This is a genomic window from Pseudomonas sp. B21-051 (assembly GCF_024748795.1).
In the GTDB taxonomy this organism is placed as follows: Bacteria; Pseudomonadota; Gammaproteobacteria; order Pseudomonadales; family Pseudomonadaceae; genus Aquipseudomonas; species Aquipseudomonas putida_A.
Genome location: NZ_CP087166.1, coordinates 1,494,712 through 1,514,283, shown reverse-complemented (window position 1 = coordinate 1,514,283; position 19,572 = coordinate 1,494,712). Strand labels below are relative to the sequence as shown.

Below are 19,572 nucleotides of genomic sequence, written 5' to 3'. Positions count from 1 at the left end.
CTTGCTAAGTAGATGGGCTAGGCGATATGGCGCCAGTCGAGCCCTGAATCTTGATCGGCCAGTTGCAGCCAGTCCGGGTCGCACCCGAGGGTGTCGACAAAACATTGCCGGGCCAGCTGCGGCAGGTTGTTCTTGCTGCTCAGGTGGGCGAGAACCAGATGCTGCAAGCCCTGCCACCCCAACTCGGCCACCAGGAATGCCGCCTGATGGTTGTTCAAATGTCCCAGCTCGCCGCCCACCCGTTGCTTGAGAAAGTACGGATAGTGACCACGGGCCAGCATGTCGCGGCAGTGGTTGGACTCGATCATCAACGCATCGAGATCCCGATAGCCGTCCAGCACCCGCTCGCAGTAGGAACCCAGGTCGGTCAGCAGGCCGAAGCGCCGCTGCTCGTTATCACTGAATACGTACTGGGTCGGCTCTTGCGCATCATGGGCCACGGCAATGACCCCGATGTTCAGAGCGCCGATCTGCAGCTGCTCGCCGCCGGCCAGAAAACCTGCCGGTTCGATCGGTTTGCGCATCCCGCGCAGTGTGCCGCGACTGAGGTAGACCGGTAGATTGTAGCGCCGAGACAGCAAACCCACGCCATGCACGTGGTCGGCATGTTCGTGGGTTACGAGTATCGCGCTCAGTTGCGCCGGGTGAACACCCAGGCGCAACAGGCGTTTTTCGGTTTCCCGCAGGGAAAAACCACAATCCACCAGCACATACGTATCAGCGCTGGCGATCAGCGTGCCGTTCCCTTGGCTACCGCTGCCGAGAACGGCAAAGCGCATGTGATCAGCCCAGGTTGTCCTGAATCACGCTCAACACTTTGCGCGCCACATCGGCAGGCGCTACGGTGTTGATGTTCTTCTCGACGGTCACCTGAACGTTCTCACCGACCTTGCTCAGGCGAACCTGATAACGCTCGGCACGGGCTTCAACTTCTTCCTTGGTCGGCGCACTGCCGAACAGGCTGCTGAAGAAACCGGGCTTGTCGTCTTTCTTCTCGGCTTTTTCGGCCAGGTTGATGTAGTACAGGCCCAGGCTGCGGTTGATGTCCTCAACGCGCCACTGACCTTGCTCCAGTGCACGACCGACGCTCGACCAGGCACGATCCAGGTCGGGACCGACGTTCAATACCGGGTTGCCGCTGCCGTCTTCGCTGAGGCTGACACGGCTCGGGGTATCGAAGTCACGCGAAGCCAGCATCGACACCGAACCACCCTTCTCGGAGATCCGGCTCATGCTCGCGAGCATGTCGTCGACCAGCGCTGCGTCCAGGCCAGTGTTGACCGAACGGTTGGTGAAGTCGACGTCGGCGGTGCTGCCGGCAGGACGCTCGGCGCTGACCACGTAGATTTCACTGGTGTTGCGCTGCACGCCTGGCTCGATACGCACCCGCACGCGGGTTTCGCTGTCGGTACCGACGCCGGCGGCGCTCAGGCGCTTGGCCACAGCAGCGGACAGTTCGTCGGAGTGCTGCCAGGTGGTGGTGAATTCGCCGGTTTGCGGACGCTGTTCATCCAGACGGAAACCGTTGTCCTGGAAGAACTGCACCGCCACTGGCCAGACTTCGGCCGGTGGGTGCTGGGCCACGACCCAACGCGAGTCGCCGCTCTTCTGCAGCGAGTAGTCGGTCGCCTCGGCAACCGCCGTCAGCGGTTGCGGGCGCGGCACCACGTATTCGCCCTTCGCCGTGTCATCAGCCACGTTGCGCGGGATCGGCAACAGCGGATCCAGACGCTTGGAGGTGCTGACATTCGGTGGCAGTTGCATCGGTGCAGTCTGTTGCGCTTCCAGGTAATCGCTACCACGGTCACGGAAATAACCTTCCGGGCCCCAGACCCATCCGCAGCCACTGGTGCTGGAGATAATCAAGGCAAGTGCGGAAAGTCCGGCCATTCGCTTCATGCGTTGTACTTCCTCAATTAAACCAGGACGCTGCACTGGCGCAGGGCCGTGCGAAGCGTTTCATGACAAGGAGCGCTCAGCCAGGTCAGCGGCAGGCGGATGCCTTCGTGCATCAGGCCCATTTCAACCAAAGCCCACTTCACCGGTATCGGGTTGGCTTCGATGAACAGGTCCTTGTGCAGCGGCATCAATTTTTCGTTGATCGCCCGTGCGGTCTCGGCGTCGCCATTCAGCGCAGCCTCGCACAGGTCAGCCATTTCGCGCGGGGCGACGTTGGCCGTTACGGAGATGTTGCCTTTGCCACCCAGCAGGATCAGCTCGACCGCGGTCGGATCATCGCCGGACAGCACGATGAAGTCCTTGCTCACGCCGTCGATGATGGCTTTGGCGCGTTTCAGGTCGCCGGTGGCTTCCTTGATGCCGATGATGTTCGGCACGGTGGACAGGCGAATCACGGTCTCGGCCTGCATGTCGCAGGAGGTGCGGCCGGGAACGTTGTAGAGAATCTGTGGAATGTCGACGGCTTCGGCAATGTGCTTGAAGTGCTGGTACAGGCCTTCCTGGGTCGGCTTGTTGTAGTACGGCACAACCAGCAGGCAGGCGTCGGCGCCGGCTTCCTTGGCATTGCGGGTCAGCTCGACGGCTTCGCGGGTCGAGTTGGCGCCGGTACCGGCGATCACCGGGATGCGGCCTGCAACCTGCTTGACCACTGCTTTGATGACGGCGATGTGCTCTTCTACATCAAGGGTCGCCGATTCGCCGGTAGTACCGACCGCGACAATGGCGTGGGTACCGTTTTCAAGGTGGAAGTCCACGAGTTTTCGGAGGCTGTCCCAGTCAAGACGCCCTTGTGCATCCATGGGTGTGACCAGTGCCACCATACTGCCCCGAATCATGAAAACGCTCCTGCCGGAAAAAGAGAGCGGTAATGGTACTGGCGCCAAGATGCTTGCACAAGCGAAGTACTGCGCCGCCATTCCCCTTGGCGTCGGTTTTCGCTACCCTTCAGACTTTGATCGGTACAGATCAGCTTGTACGCCGGGTTCCAGCCTCCCTTTTCGGCCTCCCAGGTCCCGTTCCAGCGTCGCTGCTGCACGCTCCACTATTATTGGAGCGAATTGCGAGCCGTGGCCCGGGGCTTTCTGAATCGGCACGCGCAGACGCATCCCGACGGCCAACGCCCATCGACCTACCGACCGCTCATCGCTTTAGGAATGCTGCATGTCCACCCCCACAGTTCGCGAACAATTCCTTGTCATCAGTGCCCTTGGCGCCAACCCCATGGAGCTGACTAACGTCCTGTGCCGCGCCAGCCATGAAAATCGCTGCGCCGTCGTCACCTCCCGCCTGACTCGCCATGGCGAATGCAGCGCCCTGGTGCTGGAAATCTCCGGCAGCTGGGACGCCCTGGCCCGCCTCGAAGGCAGCCTGCCGACCCTAGCCAAGCGCCACGCATTTACCGTCAACGTGGTGCGCAGTGCGGCCCTGGAAAATCGTCCACAGGCCCTGCCGTACGTGGCTTATGTCAGCTCGGCGTATCGCCCGGACATCATCAACGAGCTGTGCCAGTTCTTCATGGATCACAACGTCGAGCTGGAAAACCTGACCTGCGATACCTATCAGGCCCCGCAGACTGGCGGCACCATGCTCAACGCCACGTTCACCGTAACGCTGCCGGCCGGCACCCAGATCAGTTGGCTGCGCGACCAGTTCCTGGACTTCGCCGACGCAATGAACCTGGACGCGCTGATCGAACCTTGGCGCCCACAAAACCCAATGTAAGGAAGCTTTCATGGCCGTTGTCATCGACCAACCGGTTGCGGATTTCGAAGCACCTGCCACCAGCGGGCAGACCGTCAGCTTGTCCGCCCTGAAGGGCAAGCAAGTGGTGATCTACTTCTATCCGAAGGACAGCACCCCCGGCTGCACCACCGAAGGCCAGGGTTTTCGCGACCAGTACGCGGCGTTCCAGGCTGCCAACACGGAAATCTTCGGTATTTCCCGCGACAGCCTGAAATCCCACGAGAACTTCAAGTGCAAGCAGGAATTCCCTTTCGAGCTGATCAGCGACAAGGACGAAGCCGTCTGCCAGCTGTTCGACGTGATCAAGCTGAAGAAACTGTATGGCAAGGAATATCTGGGCGTTGATCGCAGCACGTTCCTGATCGACAAGAACGGTGTACTGCGCCAGGAATGGCGCGGCGTGAAAGTGCCGGGGCATGTGGATGCGGTGCTGGCTGCGGCTCAGGCGCTGAACAAGGCCTGAAGATCAAAAGATCAAAAGATCGCAGCCTGCGGCAGCTCCTACAATTGGAATGCGTTTCCCTGTAGGAGCTGCCGCAGGCTGCGATCTTTTGCTTTTATAGCAACGGAGCCACAACGGGCTCCTTGCGCGGCCACGCATCCAGCACGGCCTTGAACAGCGTCGCCAGCGGAATCGCGAAGAACACGCCCCAGAAGCCCCACAATCCGCCAAACAACAGCACCGCGCAGATGATGGCCACCGGGTGCAGGTTGACCGCCTCGGAAAACAGCAGCGGCACCAGCACGTTGCCATCCAGGGTCTGAATGATCCCGTAGACCGCCATCAGATAGATGAACTGATCGCTCCAGCCCCACTGGAACAACGCAATCAGCAACACCGGCACGGTCACCACCACCGCGCCGACGTATGGCACCACCACCGACACCCCGACCAGCAATGCCAACAGCGCCGCATAGTTGAGGCCGAGCGCGACGAACGCGATGTAGGTCACCCCCCCACAGATCACGATCTCGATGACCTTGCCACGAATGTAGTTGGCGATCTGCCGGTTCATTTCCTGCGCCACGCGGGTGATCAGCGCTCGCTCACGGGGCAGATAGCCGCGCACCCACTCGCCGATCATGGCCCGATCCTTGAGGAAGAAAAACACCAGAATCGGTACCAGCACCAGATAGATCATGATGTTGACCAGCAGCGGCAGGCTCGACAGCGAGAAGGTCAGCGCCCATTGCCCGAACTTGCCGATTTCGCCACGCGCCGCTTCGATGGCCTGCAGTACCTGCTCGTCAGAAACCAGATGCGGATAACGCTCGGGCAGCAACAGCAGCAGCGACTGCCATTTGGCGAGCATCCCCGGCAGCTCGTTGAACAGTGTGATCAACTGATGCCACAGCAGCGGCAGCACCACCACGATGAACACCAGCAACACGCCCATGAACAGCGCAAACACCAGCCCCACCGCCGCCGCGCCAGGCACGCGCATACGCTCCAGGGCGAGTACCAGCCCCTGCATCAGATACGCCAGCACCATCCCGGCCAATACCGGAGCGAGCATGCCACCGAGCGTGAGCACTGCGGTGAAGGCGAGAAACAGCAGCACCGCCAGCACCACCGCTTCTTCATCGGAAAAATAGCGCTGAATCCAGTCGCGTAACACTTTGAACATCAATAATCCTTAGGTCTTTTACGCTGTCGGCTTCAGGCTTTTTTCAACCAGTAACGGTAGACGCCTGCTTCGTCTTCTTCGCGCAGCAGCGTATGACCGGCCAGACGGGCAAAGGTGCGGAAGTCGCGCTGCGACCCCGCGTCCGTGGCGATCACCTTGAGCACCGCGCCGCTAGGCAGCCTGTTGAGTTCCATCTTGGCCTTGAGCAACGGCAACGGGCAATTCAGGCCACTGGCGTCCAATTCACAGTCATGGGCTACAGCGTCAGTCATTGCGTCACTCCGGTTCAGGTGGTTGAGGCGCCTAGAATATCTGGTCGCAAGCCCGGTGTCCGGCTACAGTAAGGTCTTTGTCTTCTAAGGCTTTGTGCATGACATTTCTGCGCCCTACCCTGCTGACGCTCGCTTGCCTGCTCGCCTCACCGGGCTTTGCCGACGATCTGCCGTCACTTGGCGACGCCAGTTCTGCCATTGTCTCTCCGCAACAGGAATACCAGTTGGGCCGCGCCTGGCTGGCCATGTTGCGCAGTCAGGTTGCACAGCTCAACGATCCGCAGCTCAAAGACTACGTCGAATCCAGCGTCTACAAGCTGGTGGAAACCAGCCAGGTCACCGATCGTCGCCTGGAATTCATCCTGATCAACAGCCCGCAACTCAACGCCTTCGCGGCGCCGGGTGGCGTGGTCGGGGTCAACGGCGGCCTGTTCCTCAACGCGCAGACCGAAGGCGAATACGCCTCGGTACTGGCCCACGAACTGGCGCACTTGTCACAGCGCCACTTCGCGCGCGGGGTAGAAGCTTCGCAGCGGATGCAGGTGCCAATGATGGCGGCGCTGCTGGCGGGGATCGTGATTGCCGCTGCCGGTGGCGGTGATGCCGGGATCGCGACCATCGCCGGTACTCAGGCCGCAGCCATTCAGTCGCAGCGTACCTTCTCGCGCCAGAACGAGCAGGAAGCCGACCGTATCGGCATCCTCAACCTGGAAAAGGCCGGATACGACCCACGCTCGATGCCGACCATGTTCGAACGCCTGATGCGCCAGTATCGCTTCGACGCCAAGCCACCAGAATTTCTGCTGACTCACCCGGTGACCGAATCGCGTATCGCCGACACCCGTAACCGTGCAGAACAAGCGCCAGCGGGCGGCATCGAAGACAGCATGCGCTATCAACTGATCCGCGCCCGCGTTCAGCTGATCTACGAAGAAACCCCGGGACTGGGCGCCAAACGCTTCCGCGCACAACTGGATGAGAATCCGAAAAACGACGTGGCGCGCTACGGCCTGGCGATCGCCCAGATCAAGGGCGGCCAGCTCAATGACGCCAGAGAGAATCTCAAACAGCTGCTGGCCAAGTCACCCAACGAGATCATCTACAACCTTGCACAGATCGACCTGGATATCACCAACAACCGCCTGCCGGATGCGCAAACCCGGGTTGACCGGATGCTCACCCAGTATCCGGGCAACTACCCACTGAATCAGGTTCGGGTCGATCTGTTGCTGAAACAGAATCGCACCGCCGACGCCGAGAAAGCCCTCGACAGCTTGCTTAAATCCCGTCCGAACGATCCGGACGTGTGGTATCAGGTCGCTGAAACTCGCGGCCTGTCCGGCAATATCATCGGTCTGCATCAGGCTCGTGCCGAATACTTCGCGCTGGTGGGCGATTATCGTCAGGCAATCCAGCAGCTCGATTTTGCCAAGCGCAAGGCGGGCAGCAACTTCCCGCTGTCCTCGCGGATCGATGCGCGCCAGCGCGAGCTGATGGAGCAGGAGCGCATGATCAAGGACATGATGGGCTGAGTGTTCCTCAACGAGGCAAATGTTTCAGGCACAAAAAAACCGCCTCATTCGAGGCGGTTTTTTCATTTCACCGCTAGCGGATTATTCAGCCAGTTTGAAGGTGATGAAGCTCGCGCGACCTTCACGCAGAACGCGCATCGACACCGAACGATTCTTTGGCAGCGCCTTGGCGATCTCGGCGAACTCCTTGGTGGAGCCGATGGCCTGATTGTTCAGGTGAGTGATCACGTCACCCGGCTGTAGACCGATCAGTGCGGCAGGACCATCCTGAACATCCTTGATGACCACCCCCCCCTTGAGATCATAGGTTTTCTTCTGCTCGGCGGTCAGCTCGATCACCGACACACCGAGGCGGTTGCTGCTGCTTTCTGCACCGGATTTCGGCAGTGCTGCCAGCTCTTTGTCCTCGTCCGGAATCGCGCCGACGGTCAGCTCGACATTCTTGCGCTTGCCGTCACGGATCACTTCGAGGTTGGCCTTGGCGCCCGCTTTCAGCGCACCCACCAGATGTGGCAGGTCGGCGGACATGACGATCGGCTGACCGTTCATGCTCAAGATCACGTCACCCACTTGCAGGCCGCCCTTGGCTGCCGGACCGTCATCCTGAATCTGTGCAACCAGCGCACCGGCCGGCTTATCAAGACCGAACGACTCTGCCAGATCCTTGTTCACTTCCTGGATGACCACGCCCAGCCAGCCGCGGCTGACTTTGCCACCGCTTTTCAGCTGATTGGAAACGTCCATCGCCACATCGATCGGGATGGCGAACGACACGCCCATGAAGCCACCGGAGCGGGTGTAGATCTGCGAGTTGATCCCGACCACTTCACCGTTCAGGTTGAACAGCGGGCCACCGGAGTTACCCGGGTTGATGGGCACGTCGGTCTGGATAAACGGCACGTAGTTTTCGTTGGGCAGGCTACGGCCGACGGCGCTGACAATGCCTTGGGTCACGGTGTGGTCAAAGCCGAACGGCGAACCGATCGCCACAACCCACTGACCCGCCTTCAGGTCCTGGGACTTGCCAAGCTTGAGCACCGGCAGATCCTTGCCATCGATTTTCAGCAGGGCCACGTCGGAGCGAGGGTCGGTACCGATCAGCTTGGCTTTCATTTCACTGCGATCAGCCAGACGCACAAGGATTTCGTCGGCATCGGCAATCACATGGTTATTGGTCAGGATGTAGCCATCCGAGGAAATGATGAAGCCCGAACCCAGCGATTGCGCTTCACGCTGACGATCGCCGCGCGGCGAGCGCTGCTGAGGCGGCATGCCGCGCTCGAAGAACTCGCGCAACATCGGCGGCAAGCCTTCCAGGTCAGGCATCTGCTGGTTCACCTTGCGGTCCGGCAGCTTCTGCGTGGTACTGATGTTCACCACTGCAGGCGAGGCCTGTTCAACCAGTTGGGTGAAATCCGGCAGGTCGGCCGCCTGGGCAGCGGGAACCGCCTGACCCAGCACCAGTACGGTGGCGAAAATGGAGAGATAAGACTTCAAGCTAAGTATCGACATACAGCTCCCGTTACGACGAGCAGGGTTAAGCGATATGGAGCAAGGAACACCGGGAACCGCGGGCCGGTATTTTTGTTCCGGGAACAACAGACAAGGCCAGAGCCGTGAGGCTCTGACCTATAAAAAACTTTCGGGTGATTTGCAAATGAAAATGCTGAGCAAACATTTCATCTACGTCTCGAAGAAGAAGTGGAAATGACTGAAATCAGCTCACTGCTTGCTGGTTGCAGCGCCATCGTTGCGCATCGAAAGGGCAATCCTCTCGGCCGTGCCGATTGGAATCTCGCCGACCACCGTCACCATCATCTCGCCCTCAGGCGTGGTGAGGCGGCGGGAAACAGCGACAGTCGGCCCCAACTGCGTGCGGGTATCGGTCACTGTTGCACCGTTCAACGGCTCAAGAAATACCGAAAACCGCGCCAGCCCGTCGCCATACATCAGGCTGCTGACTTGAGTCTTGGTTTCCGAATCCTTGTGTGAAGTACTGCTGGTCAGCACGAAACCCGGAGGCAGCCAGTCGGAATGCCAGACCTGAGCCGTTTTCTCGGCAGACGCCTTGTCACTATCAATAGTAACGGCCTTGCACTCGGCGCCAGCTTGCAGGTCTTTGTCCGAGGGGACATCAGCGGTGTCGAGGCTGGTGAACTGGAAACGTTCAAGTAGCTGCCCCTTGTCGTTGAGCAACAAGGACTTCAGTGGCAACCCGGTCTGTTTATCCAGATGCAGTTCGAAACCATAGCGATGCTGGTCGCGAGGCGTCAGAGATACAATAACTGCATCACGCCCAGCCACGCGCGACTTGCCGATGACGGCAAGCTCATACCAGTTTTTCAGCTTTTGGGGATCAAGCGAACGAGCGGTCGAGTTGGGAGAATCTCCCAACCCCGCAATCAGAGTGCCGCTGACGCATTGAGTATGCCCATCAACACGCACGACTTCCTGAGCCGAGCCGTCGAGCTGAAGCAAACGCTCGCGGACCTGACCGTTCTGGACACGATGCCAGATATTGTGGGTAGAAAAACTACCGTTACGCTCGTATACGAAAGTGCCTTGGAAGCTTTGCTGCTGCTCGGCCTGACCTAGGCGGATCAGCCAGTCCTGGGCCTCGTCGGCATGGGCTGGAACAATGAACCAGCCGCCAAGCAGAAGCGAAAGTAGAGGTATGGCGCGCATGATCCTCCTTAACGGTTTTCCATGCTTGCTGCACGCGCATAAGGCAGAGCGCTTTCACTACCTTTCAATGCAGCCTGCTGGGCATGCTGACGCAGATAACCTGGCAGACGCTGATCGTGCCAGCCTGGCTGACCCTGCAGGACGCCATTGGCCATCGGGCCAGTGGTTTCCGAGCTTTCCTTGTAGCCAGCCAATACAGCCGGGCCTTTGACCTGCGGCGCAACCAGCGAAGGCTGATTGGACTGCTGGGCCAGCTCGACGCCAGCGATTTCGTCCTGGTTGTACAGGCGCACACCGGCCAGTACTGCAACGGTCACCGAAGCCGCAACGGCCAGACGACCGAGATTGCGCCAAGGGCCGCGGGATACTTTGGCTGGAGCCGTTTCGTCTTCCAGCGCAGCAGAAACTGCCGCAGCAATGTCCAGACGCGGAAGCAGCAGATCCTTGTGCATGGCTGCCCGAGCGATCTGATAACGAGCCCAGGTCTCACGGGTTTCAACATCGTCCAGTGCATTGATCACTCGACGCAATTCCAGTTCGTCCGCTTCGTTATCCATCACTGCGGACAGCGATTCCTGCAGGGCTTCACGACTCATGGCGTTCCTCTCTTGGCTGTCGCCGCTGTCTCAGTTTTCCTGCAACAACGGCTGCAGGGCTTTATCGATGGCCTCCCGGGCGCGGAAAATCCGGGAGCGCACGGTACCCACCGGACACTGCATGACGCTCGCAATGTCCTCGTAACTCAGACCATCGAATTCACGTAAAGTTAAAGCCGTACGTAAATCCTCTGGCAGTTGCTGAATGGTTCGATGGACGGTGCCTTCGATCTCATCCCGCAGCAATGCGCGTTCCGGTGATTCGAGATCCTTCAGGCCGTGATCGCCATCGTAGAACTCTGCATCTTCAGAACTTACATCGCTATCCGGCGGCCGGCGGCCGCGTGAAACCAGATAGTTCTTTGCCGTGTTGATGGCAATGCGGTAAAGCCACGTATAGAACGCGCTGTCTCCGCGAAAGTTTCCTAGCGCTCGGTAGGCCTTGATAAAGGCTTCCTGAGCCACATCCTGGGCTTCATGGGTGTCGTGCACGAAACGCACGATCAACCCGAGAATTTTGTGCTGATATTTCAGCACCAGCAGATCGAAAGCTCGCTTGTCGCCACGCTGAACGCGCTCGACCAGCTGCTGATCCTCTTCCTGGGTTAGCATGAACACTCCTCGATAAGCATGGAGGAGGCTTGCATAACTAAACGACCAGACTTGCAAACATAGACTCGGGCTTTTCGCAAAAGTTCTCCCCCTCCAGGCAAGTTTCCTGCGGGCTCTGATTTGGCACGCACGAAAAACGCAGCGCGGGATAAACCGGCTGCGCGAATAATCTTGTCATCGGTTCGCCGGCAAAAACCCAATCGCAGGTTCCGCATTGAAGCCGACACTGTCCCGTGCTTCTGGCAACTGACTATTGATCTTGGGCCTCTGGCAAAAGTTCCAATTATTTATAGCCGCGCTGAAGCGACATTGATCAACCGTGTGCTGAAAAAGCCTGTTTCATCCTCGATACAGTCGCCTTTTCCCAAAACGACAGAAAAAAACGTCCGACGAGGCGTCAAGCTTTTGTCGTCACAGTAGTTTCACAATGCCATACGAGCCCGGCTATTGTGCCGCTCCCCCCCTCTATATACTAGTGGGCTGTGTGGCTGTCTTGACTCGCCGATCCAGCTGTCTTGCGCCAACCCCGATCCGGGTCGCTTTGAGCGGAATCCTGAAATGAGCCAACAGTTTCAACACGATGTTCTGGTGATTGGCAGCGGCGCTGCCGGTTTGAGTCTCGCGCTGACCCTGCCGGGTCATTTGCGCATTGCCGTATTGAGCAAAGGTGATCTGGCCAACGGCTCGACTTATTGGGCCCAGGGCGGCGTCGCTGCCGTGCTGGACGATACCGATACTGTCGAATCCCACGTCGACGACACCCTGAACGCCGGCGGCGGTCTGTGCCATGAAGACGCGGTGCGCTTCACCGTCGAGCACAGCCGCGAAGCCATCCAGTGGCTGATCGACCAGGGCGTGCCGTTCACCCGCGACGAACAGTCCGGCACCGAAGACGGCGGTTTCGAATTCCACCTGACCCGCGAAGGCGGGCACAGCCATCGGCGCATCATCCACGCCGCTGACGCGACCGGCGCAGCGATTTTCACCACCCTCCTCGCCCAAGCCAAAGAACGCAGCAACATCGAACTGCTGGAGCAGCGAGTTGCCGTTGATCTGATCACCGAACGCCGTCTCGGCATGAATGGCGAGCGCTGCCTCGGCGCCTATGTGCTGAATCGCGCGACCGGCGAAGTCGACACCTACGGCGCACGCTTCGTGATCCTCGCGTCTGGCGGCGCGGCCAAGGTCTACCTCTATACCAGCAACCCCGACGGTGCCTGCGGTGACGGCATCGCCATGGCCTGGCGCTCGGGCTGCCGGGTGGCGAACCTGGAATTCAACCAGTTCCACCCTACGTGCCTGTATCACCCGCAGGCCAAGAGCTTCCTGATCACAGAAGCCCTGCGTGGTGAAGGCGCGCACCTGAAGCTGCCCAACGGCGAGCGGTTCATGCCGCGCTTCGACAAACGTGCCGAACTGGCGCCACGCGACATCGTCGCCCGCGCCATCGACCATGAAATGAAGCGGCTGGGCGTCGACTGCGTGTATCTCGACATCAGCCACAAGCCTGAAGCCTTCATCAAAAGCCACTTTCCGACGGTTTACGAGCGCTGTCTGGGCTTCGGCATCGACATCACCAAGCAGCCGATCCCGGTCGTACCGGCGGCGCACTACACCTGTGGCGGGGTGATGGTTGACCAGCACGGTCGCACCGACGTGCCGGGGCTGTACGCCATCGGCGAAACCAGCTTCACCGGCCTGCACGGCGCCAACCGCATGGCCAGCAACTCGCTGCTCGAATGCTTCGTCTATGCCCGCTCGGCGGCAGCGGACATTCTTGCGCAACTGGATGACGTCACCGCGCCAACCGCCCTGCCCGAGTGGGACGCCAGCCAGGTCACCGATTCCGACGAAGACGTGATCATCGCCCACAACTGGGACGAGCTGCGCCGCTTCATGTGGGACTACGTCGGCATCGTGCGCACCAACAAGCGCCTGCAACGAGCGCAGCACCGCGTGCGCCTGTTGCTGGACGAGATCGACGAGTTCTACAGCAACTATAAAGTCAGCCGCGACCTGATCGAGCTGCGTAATCTGGCGCAAGTCGCCGAACTGATGATCTGCTCAGCCATGGAGCGCAAGGAAAGTCGCGGTCTGCATTACACCCTCGACTACCCGAACCTGCTGCCCGAGGCGCTCGACACTATTCTGGTGCCGCCCACCTACGCCGGCTGAACTTGAGCCGCACTCGCAGGCGTCGGTGTACATCCGCTGCCTGCGAGTCTCGCGGCACACAGATCGAGCGCACCCGCCGCTCCCCGCGCAGACGAAAGCGCAGCACCACGATCAACGGCAACGCCAGGCTGTCAGGGCGCAGCTGGACTGCTTGCCAGCCGCCCGCCTGATTCCACAATTGCCAGCCATCGGCGTCGCGGCGCAATCGGCAAAAAGCCTGCGGATGCTTCAGCAGAACCTGCCGTGGCAATACCCACGCGGCGTGCAGCAGACAGGCGAAAGCCCCCAGCAGACAGGCCCAGAGTGGAATCGACAGGAGAAACAAAACACCCAGCGCGAACGCCTGGGTCAACAGATACGCCGCCAGCAACTGCCGTGAGGCATGCCAGCGGCATTCGAACGTGTTACTTGGGCTGAACACGGTCCAGAATCATTCGGACCATGCGCTGCAGCTCCGGGTCTTCGGATTCGCTGCGCTCCATGAACCAGCCGAACATGTCCTGATCCTCACAGGTCAGCAGACGGACATACAAATCGCGATCGACCTGGTTGAGGTGCGGATAGACCTCTTTCACGAACGGCACCAGCAGCACGTCAAGTTCCAGCATGCCGCGGCGGCTGTGCCAGAAGAGGCGATTGAGTTCAACTTGTTCGACCATGGAGCCCTCCTCAAATAGGCGCGCAGTATACAGCCCCGGCGCGGGTCGCACAGTCGGCTTTGGTCGGGCACCACCGATCCTTTATCAACTACCCATTTCAACAACGCGCCCTTATGATGTGCCCCAGACTTTTTACCCTGCGATGACCCATGGCCGATTCTGCTTTTTTCTGCACCCTGTCTCATGAAGGCGTACTCGCGGTTCGCGGCGTGGATGCCGGCAAATTCCTGCAAGGCCAATTGACCTGCAACATCAATTACCTCAGCGACAGCCAGGCCAGCCTGGGCGCGCGCTGCACGCAAAAAGGCCGGATGCAGTCGAGCTTCCGCATTCTGCTCGAAGGTGACGGCGTGCTGCTGGCGATGGCCAGCGAACTGCTGGAGCCACAACTGGCGGACCTGAAAAAGTACGCGGTGTTCTCCAAATCCAAATTGACCGACGAAAGCGCCGCCTGGGTGCGTTTTGGCCTGGAGCACGACGACGCCGCGTTGGCCAGCCTGGGTCTGAACCTGCCAGGCGAAACCGACAGCGTGGTGCGCAACGCAGGCCTGATCGCGATTCGCGTCTCGCCGGATCGCGCCGAACTCTGGGTACCGGCCGATCAAGCCGATGCCATCAAGGCCAAACTGTCCGCCGCCCTGCCTGAAGGCGAATTGAACCAATGGCTGCTGGGGCAGATTCGCGCCGGTATCGGTCAGGTCATGCCGACCACCCGCGAGTTGTTCATCCCGCAGATGCTCAACCTGCAGGCCGTCGGTGGCGTGAGTTTCAAGAAAGGTTGCTACACCGGCCAGGAAATCGTCGCGCGCATGCAGTACTTGGGCAAGCTCAAGCGTCGTCTCTATCGCGTGCAACTGGACGCGAGCGAACTGCCGGAGCCGGGCACCCCGCTGTTCGCCCCAAGCCACAGCAGCGCCATCGGCGAAGTGGTGATTGCCGCCCGCGCCGCAGAAAAGATTGAACTGCTGGCGGTGTTGCAGGCCGAAGCTGCCGAAGCGGGTGATCTGCACCTGGGCGCCCTCGAAGGGCCAGCCCTGCATTTGCTCGACCTGCCCTACGAACTGGATCGCGACCGCGAAATCCAGCGCTGATCGCAGCTTTTGTTGCAACACCCTAGAGAATCTACATGAGCGAGCTGGCGGATAAGGTCCAACAGGATTTGGTTGAGGCCATCGATAACGATGACCTGGTTCTGCCAACGTTACCGGAAGTGGCCCTGCAAATTCGCAAGGCCGCCGAAGACCCGGAGATCAGCGTAAGCGACCTGAGCAAAGTGATTGGCCGCGACACGGCGCTGTCGGCGCGCCTGATCAAAGTGGTTAACAGCCCGTTGCTGCGCGCGACCCAGGAAGTTACCGACCTGCACACCGCGATCACCCGGCTGGGGGTGAACTACAGCAGTAACCTGGCGATTGGGCTGGTGATGGAGCAGATCTTCCACGCCCGCTCCGAGGTGGTCGAACAGAAGATGCGCGAAGTCTGGCGCAAGAGCCTGGAGATCGCTGGCGTAAGCTACGCCCTGTGCCGCCGTCACACCCAACTCAAACCTGATCAGGCGGCGTTGGGCGGGCTGGTGCATCAGATCGGCGTATTGCCGATCCTCACATACGCCGAAGATCACTACGAACTGCTGTCAGACCCGGTCAGCCTCAACCATGTGATCGACCACATTCATCCGCTGCTGGGCGACAAGCTGTTGCGGGTCTGGGAATTTCCCGAGCAACTGGTGGCGTTACCGGGGCTGTACCTGGATTTCAAACGCGACTCGGCGCACCTCGATTACGTCGATCTGGTGCAGGTGGCGAGCCTGTATTGCCACAAGGACACCGAGCATCCGTTTGCGCGGATTGATCCGCTCAGCGTGCCGGCGTTCAGAAAGCTTGGGATCGATCCGGAGAACAAGGAGTTGTGCGCGGATCTGGAAGAATCGCGGACGATGTTTTACTGACCTGTGGCGAGGGAGCTTGCTCCCGCTGGGCTGCGAAGCGGCCCCAAAACCAGGCGGCCTCCCTTCATCAGGCAAGCCGTGCACTCAGGGATCACGACTGCTGCGCAGCCGAGCGGGAGCAAGCTCCCTCGCCACAAAAGCCATCTCGGCTGCTATCCGGCAATAAAACTCACCCGAACCTTCAAACCGGCCTGCTCACCATCGTGCAAGGTGATCTGCGCCAGATGCGCCCGGCAGATCTCTCCGACAATCGCCAGACCCAACCCTGACCCCGCGACCTGCTGATTGCGCCGATAAAAGCGTTCAAACACCCGATCACGCTCTTCCAGCGGAATCCCCGGCCCGTCATCTTCGACCTCAAGCACTGCGGGCGCCGCGACCCGCAGAATCACGTTGCCGCCCGGTGGCGTATGCGCGAGTGCGTTGTCCACCAGATTGCTCAGCAGCTCATTGAGCAACGTCGGCTCACCGCGCAGCCACACCGGCTCATCCGCCTCCAGAGCCAGCGCGACTCCGCGCGCATGGGCCAAGGGCGCCATGGCCATGCCCAGTTCGCGGGCCAACTGACTCAGATCGAGCAACTGCGCACCACCCTCGGCTATCGCCCGGGCACCGTTTTCCACCCGTGCCATCGACAGCAGTTGATTGGCCAGATGGGTCAGCCGGTCGGTGCTTTGCGCAGAGGATTCCAGCGTGCTGCGCCAGGTTTCCGCTTCAGTCGAACGCAGCCCCAGTTCCAGCCGCGCCTTCAACGCCGCCAATGGCGTGCGCAGTTCGTGTGCAGCATCGGCGATGAACTGCGCTTGCCGCTCGAACTGCCCGCGCAAGCGTTCGGTGAAGTGATTGAGTGCGCGCACCAGCGGCCACAATTCATGTTGCACTTCCACCAGCGGCAGTGGCCGCAAATCATCGGGCTGACGCTCCTCCACCGCCGTGCGCAAACGCTCCAGCGGGCGCAGCGCGGCACTCACCGCAAACCACACCAACAACAAGGCGCCGATCGCGAGCATGCCCAGACGCAGCAGCGTGTCGGCCGCCAGACTGCGGGCCATGCTGACCCGCGCCTCGTCGGTTTCGGCGACGCGGATTTCCGCCATGCCATTCATGTTCGGCTCGGTGACCGCTTTGAGCAGGCTGACCACGCGCACGTTCTGCCCGCGATAGGTCGCGTTATAAAAGCGCGCGAGCGCTGGATAATCGTCAGTTCTTGGCGTACCGGCTGGTGGTCCAGGCAGGTTTTCGTAGCCGGAAATCAGCTTCTGGTGGATGTCGTTGACCTGGTAGTAAATCCGCCCGGCGCTGTCGTAAGCGAAGGTGTCCAGCGCCACGTAGGGCACGTCGGCGCTGAGCGTGCCGTCGCGCTGAGACAGGCCGGCGGCAATGGTTCGCGCCGAGGCCAGCAGGGTTCGGTCATAAGCCGTGTCGGCAGCTTCGCGCCCGTTCCAGTACGCGCTCAGACCACTGGCGAGCATCAACACCACCAGCAACAACGCGAGGTTCCACAGCAACCGCCAGCGCAGGCTGCTGGGCTTATGCATCGCGGCTTTCCAGCAAGTAGCCGAGGCCGCGGAAGGTCACGATCGCCACCGGTTGGCCGTCGAGTTTTTTGCGCAGGCGATGCACGTAGATTTCGATGGCATCGGGGCTGGCTTCTTCGTCGAGACCGAACACCTGTGCGGCGAGTTGCTCCTTGCTCATCACCCGGCCCGGGCGGGCGATCAACGCTTCGAGCACCGCTTGCTCACGGGAGGTCAAAGTGAGTAATTCTTCGCCGAGGCTGAAGCGCCGGGTGTCGAGATCGTAGGCCAGCACGCCGCAGCGCTGCTGACGCTCACCACCGAGCACACTGCGCCGCAACAGGGCTTTGACCCGTGCTTCGAGCTCGGTCAGTTCGAACGGTTTGGCCAGGTAATCGTCAGCGCCGAGATTCAAGCCGTGTACACGGTCCTTCACATCGCTGCGCGCCGTCAGCATCAACACCGGCAGATTCTTGCCGCGTGCGCGCAGGCGCGCCAGCACCTCGAAACCGTCCATGCGCGGCAGGCCGACATCGAGGATCGCCATCGCGTATTCCTCGCTGCCCAGCGCCAGGTCGGCGGCCACGCCATCGTGCAACACGTCCACGGTCAGACCGGTGCTCTTGAGCGCCTGGGCGACGCTTTCGGCCAGTTGCAAATGGTCTTCGACGAGCAGAACACGCATGGATCTCTACCTCATTCAGGGATGGCCGACGCCACTCTTTGCCGCGGAGTTTACAGCCGCAACCGCCGCTGTGAAGCCCGAAACCCGCGAAATCCAGCTGAAAGGTTAGTGAAAGGTTAGCCCGTTAGAGTCCGGTCTCGGACAGTTTCGACTGCCGTCGCTGCTGCCACACAGCGATACGAAAAACGCCTCGAAGCGTTTTCGACCAATAAGAACAATAAACGGAGTACACCCGCATGCCGTCCTTGCAGACCAAGGCTTCTACGCCTGTTCGTCCTTCTCGTTTGCGCCACGCCACCCTCGCCAGCACCGCTGCCCTCGCCGGTTTCTCGCCGCTGAGCTACGCCGACTTCATCAAAGACAGTTCCGCCACCTTCGAAACCCGCAACATGTACTTCAACCGCGACTTTCGCGACGGCACCAGTGCCCAGCAAAGCAAGCGTGATGAATGGGCGCAGGGTTTCATGCTCAACCTGCAATCGGGTTACACCGACGGCACCGTGGGGTTCGGTGTCGATGCGCTGGGCATGTTGGGCGTCAAACTTGACTCGAGCCCGGATCGTACCGGCACCGGCCTGTTGCCGACCCACGATGACGGGCGCGCCGCCAACGAATACTCGAAAGTCGGCCTGACCGGCAAAGTGAAAATCTCCGCCACCGAACTGAAAATCGGCAGTCTGATTCCCGAACTGCCGATCCTCAAACCCAACGACGGGCGCATCCTGCCGCAGACGTTTGAGGGGGGGTTGCTGACCTCCAAAGAAATCAAGAACCTGACCTTCACCGGTGGGCGTCTGGAGAAAGCCAAGGATCGCGACAGCACCGATTTCGAGGACATTGCCCTCAACAACAAGAACAGCCGCTTCGCGGGCACCGTGGCCGGCAAGCATTTCGATTTTGCCGGCGTGGACTACAAGTTCACCGACAAGATCACCGGCAGTTACCACTTCGCCCAGCTCGACGAAGTCTATAACCAGCACTTCTTCGGTCTGGTCGCCTCGCGGCCGATGGGCCCGGGCACCTTCGCCACCGACCTGCGCTTTGCGGTCAGTGACGATCAGGGCGCGGCCCGTGGTGGCGAGATCGACAACCGCTCGCTCAACGGTCTGGTCAGCTACGCCCTGAGCGGCCACAAGTTCAGCGCCGGTTATCAGCACATGTCCGGCGACAGCGCGTTCCCGTATGTCGATGGCAGCGACCCGTACCTGGTCAACTTCGTGCAGATCAACGACTTCGCCGGTGCCGAAGAACGCTCCTGGCAAGCGCGTTACGATTTCGACTTCGCGCGCCTCGGCATTCCTGGCCTGTCGTTCATGAGTCGTTACCTGAGCGGTGACAACATCAAGCTCAAGAATGGCGAAAAAGGCAAGGAGTGGGAGCGCAACACCGAGATCAAATATGTAGTACAAAGCGGCGCCCTGAAGGACGTTGCGGTGCGTTTGCGTAATGCCACTTACCGTTCCAACTACTCCGCTCGCGATGCCGATGAAGTGCGTCTGCTGGTGAGCTATAGCGTTGCCCTTTGGTAATTGATTGAAATGCCGGAGTGCTGAAGTTCAAA

20 protein-coding genes are annotated in these 19,572 nt (G+C 60.3%); 7 read left to right on the top strand and 13 right to left on the bottom strand.

The genetic code is table 11. From position 1 onward, the window contains the following. Positions 1–17 precede the first annotated feature (17 nt). The 3 genes from LOY52_RS06795 to dapA are packed head-to-tail and all read right to left on the bottom strand — an operon-like array spanning position 18 to position 2,795. Positions 18–779 carry an MBL fold metallo-hydrolase gene (locus LOY52_RS06795; RefSeq protein ID WP_047598088.1) on the bottom strand — a complete coding sequence of 254 codons (762 nt, stop codon included), beginning with the start codon at positions 777–779 and terminating at the stop codon, positions 18–20. Between the two features lie 4 nt (positions 780–783). Next, positions 784–1,899, bottom strand: a complete 1,116-nt coding sequence (bamC, locus tag LOY52_RS06790) for an outer membrane protein assembly factor BamC (RefSeq protein ID WP_258678869.1) — start codon at positions 1,897–1,899, stop codon at positions 784–786. Positions 1,900–1,916: 17 nt separating this feature from the next. After that, on the bottom strand, positions 1,917–2,795 hold the full coding sequence (gene dapA / locus LOY52_RS06785) for a 4-hydroxy-tetrahydrodipicolinate synthase (protein WP_007963285.1): 879 nt from the start codon (positions 2,793–2,795) through the stop codon (positions 1,917–1,919). Positions 2,796–3,120: 325 nt separating this feature from the next. Here dapA and LOY52_RS06780 point away from each other — a divergent pair, with 325 nt between their 5' ends. Continuing rightward, positions 3,121–3,681, top strand: a complete 561-nt coding sequence (locus tag LOY52_RS06780; RefSeq protein ID WP_007963284.1) for a glycine cleavage system protein R — start codon at positions 3,121–3,123, stop codon at positions 3,679–3,681. Positions 3,682–3,691: 10 nt separating this feature from the next. Beyond that, entirely contained in the window at positions 3,692–4,165 is a 474-nt protein-coding gene (locus tag LOY52_RS06775) for a peroxiredoxin (RefSeq protein WP_003222570.1), read from the top strand. A 94-nt stretch (positions 4,166–4,259) separates the two neighbouring features. Here the strand turns inward: LOY52_RS06775 and LOY52_RS06770 are convergent, their stop codons facing one another. Continuing rightward, positions 4,260–5,330, bottom strand: coding sequence for an AI-2E family transporter (locus LOY52_RS06770; protein ID WP_027614463.1), 1,071 nt, complete (start codon positions 5,328–5,330; stop codon positions 4,260–4,262). Between the two features lie 32 nt (positions 5,331–5,362). Continuing rightward, positions 5,363–5,602 carry a sulfurtransferase TusA family protein gene (locus LOY52_RS06765; protein WP_258678867.1) on the bottom strand — a complete coding sequence of 80 codons (240 nt, stop codon included), beginning with the start codon at positions 5,600–5,602 and terminating at the stop codon, positions 5,363–5,365. A gap of 98 nt (positions 5,603–5,700) precedes the next feature. Between LOY52_RS06765 and LOY52_RS06760 the strand changes: the two genes are divergently transcribed. Beyond that, positions 5,701–7,134, top strand: a complete 1,434-nt coding sequence (locus LOY52_RS06760; RefSeq protein WP_258678866.1) for a M48 family metalloprotease — start codon at positions 5,701–5,703, stop codon at positions 7,132–7,134. 81 nt (positions 7,135–7,215) lie between these two features. On the opposite strand, the gene LOY52_RS06755 is transcribed toward LOY52_RS06760, so the two are convergent. From LOY52_RS06755 to rpoE, 4 genes are all read right to left on the bottom strand, one after another. After that, the gene (locus tag LOY52_RS06755; protein WP_202369428.1) at positions 7,216–8,646 is read right to left on the bottom strand and encodes a DegQ family serine endoprotease; all 1,431 of its coding nucleotides are present in this window, start codon (positions 8,644–8,646) and stop codon (positions 7,216–7,218) included. A gap of 210 nt (positions 8,647–8,856) precedes the next feature. Then, complete coding sequence (locus tag LOY52_RS06750; protein ID WP_258678865.1) at positions 8,857–9,819, bottom strand: MucB/RseB C-terminal domain-containing protein; 963 nt, start codon at positions 9,817–9,819, stop codon at positions 8,857–8,859. 8 nt (positions 9,820–9,827) lie between these two features. Then, positions 9,828–10,415 (bottom strand): sigma-E factor negative regulatory protein, encoded by a 588-nt coding sequence (locus LOY52_RS06745; RefSeq protein WP_258678864.1) that lies wholly within the window; start codon positions 10,413–10,415, stop codon positions 9,828–9,830. Between the two features lie 30 nt (positions 10,416–10,445). Next, positions 10,446–11,027 (bottom strand): RNA polymerase sigma factor RpoE, encoded by a 582-nt coding sequence (gene rpoE / locus LOY52_RS06740; protein ID WP_003172477.1) that lies wholly within the window; start codon positions 11,025–11,027, stop codon positions 10,446–10,448. Between the two features lie 558 nt (positions 11,028–11,585). Between rpoE and nadB the strand changes: the two genes are divergently transcribed. Next, positions 11,586–13,202, top strand: a complete 1,617-nt coding sequence (gene nadB, locus LOY52_RS06735; RefSeq protein WP_258678857.1) for an L-aspartate oxidase — start codon at positions 11,586–11,588, stop codon at positions 13,200–13,202. On the opposite strand, the gene LOY52_RS06730 is transcribed toward nadB, so the two are convergent. Continuing rightward, positions 13,171–13,623 carry a protein YgfX gene (locus LOY52_RS06730; RefSeq protein ID WP_258678855.1) on the bottom strand — a complete coding sequence of 151 codons (453 nt, stop codon included), beginning with the start codon at positions 13,621–13,623 and terminating at the stop codon, positions 13,171–13,173. The two genes, nadB and LOY52_RS06730, sit on opposite strands and share 32 nt — an antisense overlap. Continuing rightward, positions 13,607–13,861, bottom strand: coding sequence for a succinate dehydrogenase assembly factor 2 (locus LOY52_RS06725; protein ID WP_003222550.1), 255 nt, complete (start codon positions 13,859–13,861; stop codon positions 13,607–13,609). Before LOY52_RS06725 ends, LOY52_RS06730 begins: the two co-directional genes overlap by 17 nt. 149 nt (positions 13,862–14,010) lie before the next feature. Here LOY52_RS06725 and LOY52_RS06720 point away from each other — a divergent pair, with 149 nt between their 5' ends. Further along, positions 14,011–14,952, top strand: coding sequence for a folate-binding protein YgfZ (locus LOY52_RS06720; protein WP_258678854.1), 942 nt, complete (start codon positions 14,011–14,013; stop codon positions 14,950–14,952). A gap of 35 nt (positions 14,953–14,987) precedes the next feature. Next, the gene (locus LOY52_RS06715; protein WP_258678853.1) at positions 14,988–15,809 is read left to right on the top strand and encodes an HDOD domain-containing protein; all 822 of its coding nucleotides are present in this window, start codon (positions 14,988–14,990) and stop codon (positions 15,807–15,809) included. Positions 15,810–15,961: 152 nt separating this feature from the next. Here the strand turns inward: LOY52_RS06715 and LOY52_RS06710 are convergent, their stop codons facing one another. Continuing rightward, the gene (locus LOY52_RS06710) at positions 15,962–17,347 is read right to left on the bottom strand and encodes a sensor histidine kinase (protein WP_258678851.1); all 1,386 of its coding nucleotides are present in this window, start codon (positions 17,345–17,347) and stop codon (positions 15,962–15,964) included. Beyond that, on the bottom strand, positions 17,340–18,011 hold the full coding sequence (locus LOY52_RS06705) for a response regulator (RefSeq protein ID WP_003222545.1): 672 nt from the start codon (positions 18,009–18,011) through the stop codon (positions 17,340–17,342). Before LOY52_RS06705 ends, LOY52_RS06710 begins: the two co-directional genes overlap by 8 nt. Positions 18,012–18,247: 236 nt before the next feature. Here LOY52_RS06705 and LOY52_RS06700 point away from each other — a divergent pair, with 236 nt between their 5' ends. Then, positions 18,248–19,540 carry an OprD family porin gene (locus LOY52_RS06700; protein WP_258678849.1) on the top strand — a complete coding sequence of 431 codons (1,293 nt, stop codon included), beginning with the start codon at positions 18,248–18,250 and terminating at the stop codon, positions 19,538–19,540. Positions 19,541–19,572 lie beyond the last annotated feature (32 nt).

Coding starts and splice junctions, on each gene's coding strand:
- LOY52_RS06700 (WP_258678849.1), top strand. CDS start 18,248: ATGCCGTCCTTGCAGACCAAGGCTTCTACGCCTGTTCGTCCTTCTCGT.
- LOY52_RS06770 (WP_027614463.1), bottom strand. CDS start 5,330: ATGTTCAAAGTGTTACGCGACTGGATTCAGCGCTATTTTTCCGATGAA.
- LOY52_RS06775 (WP_003222570.1), top strand. CDS start 3,692: ATGGCCGTTGTCATCGACCAACCGGTTGCGGATTTCGAAGCACCTGCC.
- LOY52_RS06715 (WP_258678853.1), top strand. CDS start 14,988: ATGAGCGAGCTGGCGGATAAGGTCCAACAGGATTTGGTTGAGGCCATC.
- LOY52_RS06705 (WP_003222545.1), bottom strand. CDS start 18,011: ATGCGTGTTCTGCTCGTCGAAGACCATTTGCAACTGGCCGAAAGCGTC.
- LOY52_RS06755 (WP_202369428.1), bottom strand. CDS start 8,646: ATGTCGATACTTAGCTTGAAGTCTTATCTCTCCATTTTCGCCACCGTA.
- rpoE (WP_003172477.1), bottom strand. CDS start 11,027: ATGCTAACCCAGGAAGAGGATCAGCAGCTGGTCGAGCGCGTTCAGCGT.
- bamC (WP_258678869.1), bottom strand. CDS start 1,899: ATGAAGCGAATGGCCGGACTTTCCGCACTTGCCTTGATTATCTCCAGC.
- nadB (WP_258678857.1), top strand. CDS start 11,586: ATGAGCCAACAGTTTCAACACGATGTTCTGGTGATTGGCAGCGGCGCT.
- LOY52_RS06750 (WP_258678865.1), bottom strand. CDS start 9,819: ATGCGCGCCATACCTCTACTTTCGCTTCTGCTTGGCGGCTGGTTCATT.
- LOY52_RS06710 (WP_258678851.1), bottom strand. CDS start 17,347: ATGCATAAGCCCAGCAGCCTGCGCTGGCGGTTGCTGTGGAACCTCGCG.
- LOY52_RS06780 (WP_007963284.1), top strand. CDS start 3,121: ATGTCCACCCCCACAGTTCGCGAACAATTCCTTGTCATCAGTGCCCTT.
- LOY52_RS06765 (WP_258678867.1), bottom strand. CDS start 5,602: ATGACTGACGCTGTAGCCCATGACTGTGAATTGGACGCCAGTGGCCTG.
- LOY52_RS06745 (WP_258678864.1), bottom strand. CDS start 10,415: ATGAGTCGTGAAGCCCTGCAGGAATCGCTGTCCGCAGTGATGGATAAC.
- dapA (WP_007963285.1), bottom strand. CDS start 2,795: ATGATTCGGGGCAGTATGGTGGCACTGGTCACACCCATGGATGCACAA.
- LOY52_RS06795 (WP_047598088.1), bottom strand. CDS start 779: ATGCGCTTTGCCGTTCTCGGCAGCGGTAGCCAAGGGAACGGCACGCTG.
- LOY52_RS06760 (WP_258678866.1), top strand. CDS start 5,701: ATGACATTTCTGCGCCCTACCCTGCTGACGCTCGCTTGCCTGCTCGCC.
- LOY52_RS06720 (WP_258678854.1), top strand. CDS start 14,011: ATGGCCGATTCTGCTTTTTTCTGCACCCTGTCTCATGAAGGCGTACTC.
- LOY52_RS06725 (WP_003222550.1), bottom strand. CDS start 13,861: ATGGTCGAACAAGTTGAACTCAATCGCCTCTTCTGGCACAGCCGCCGC.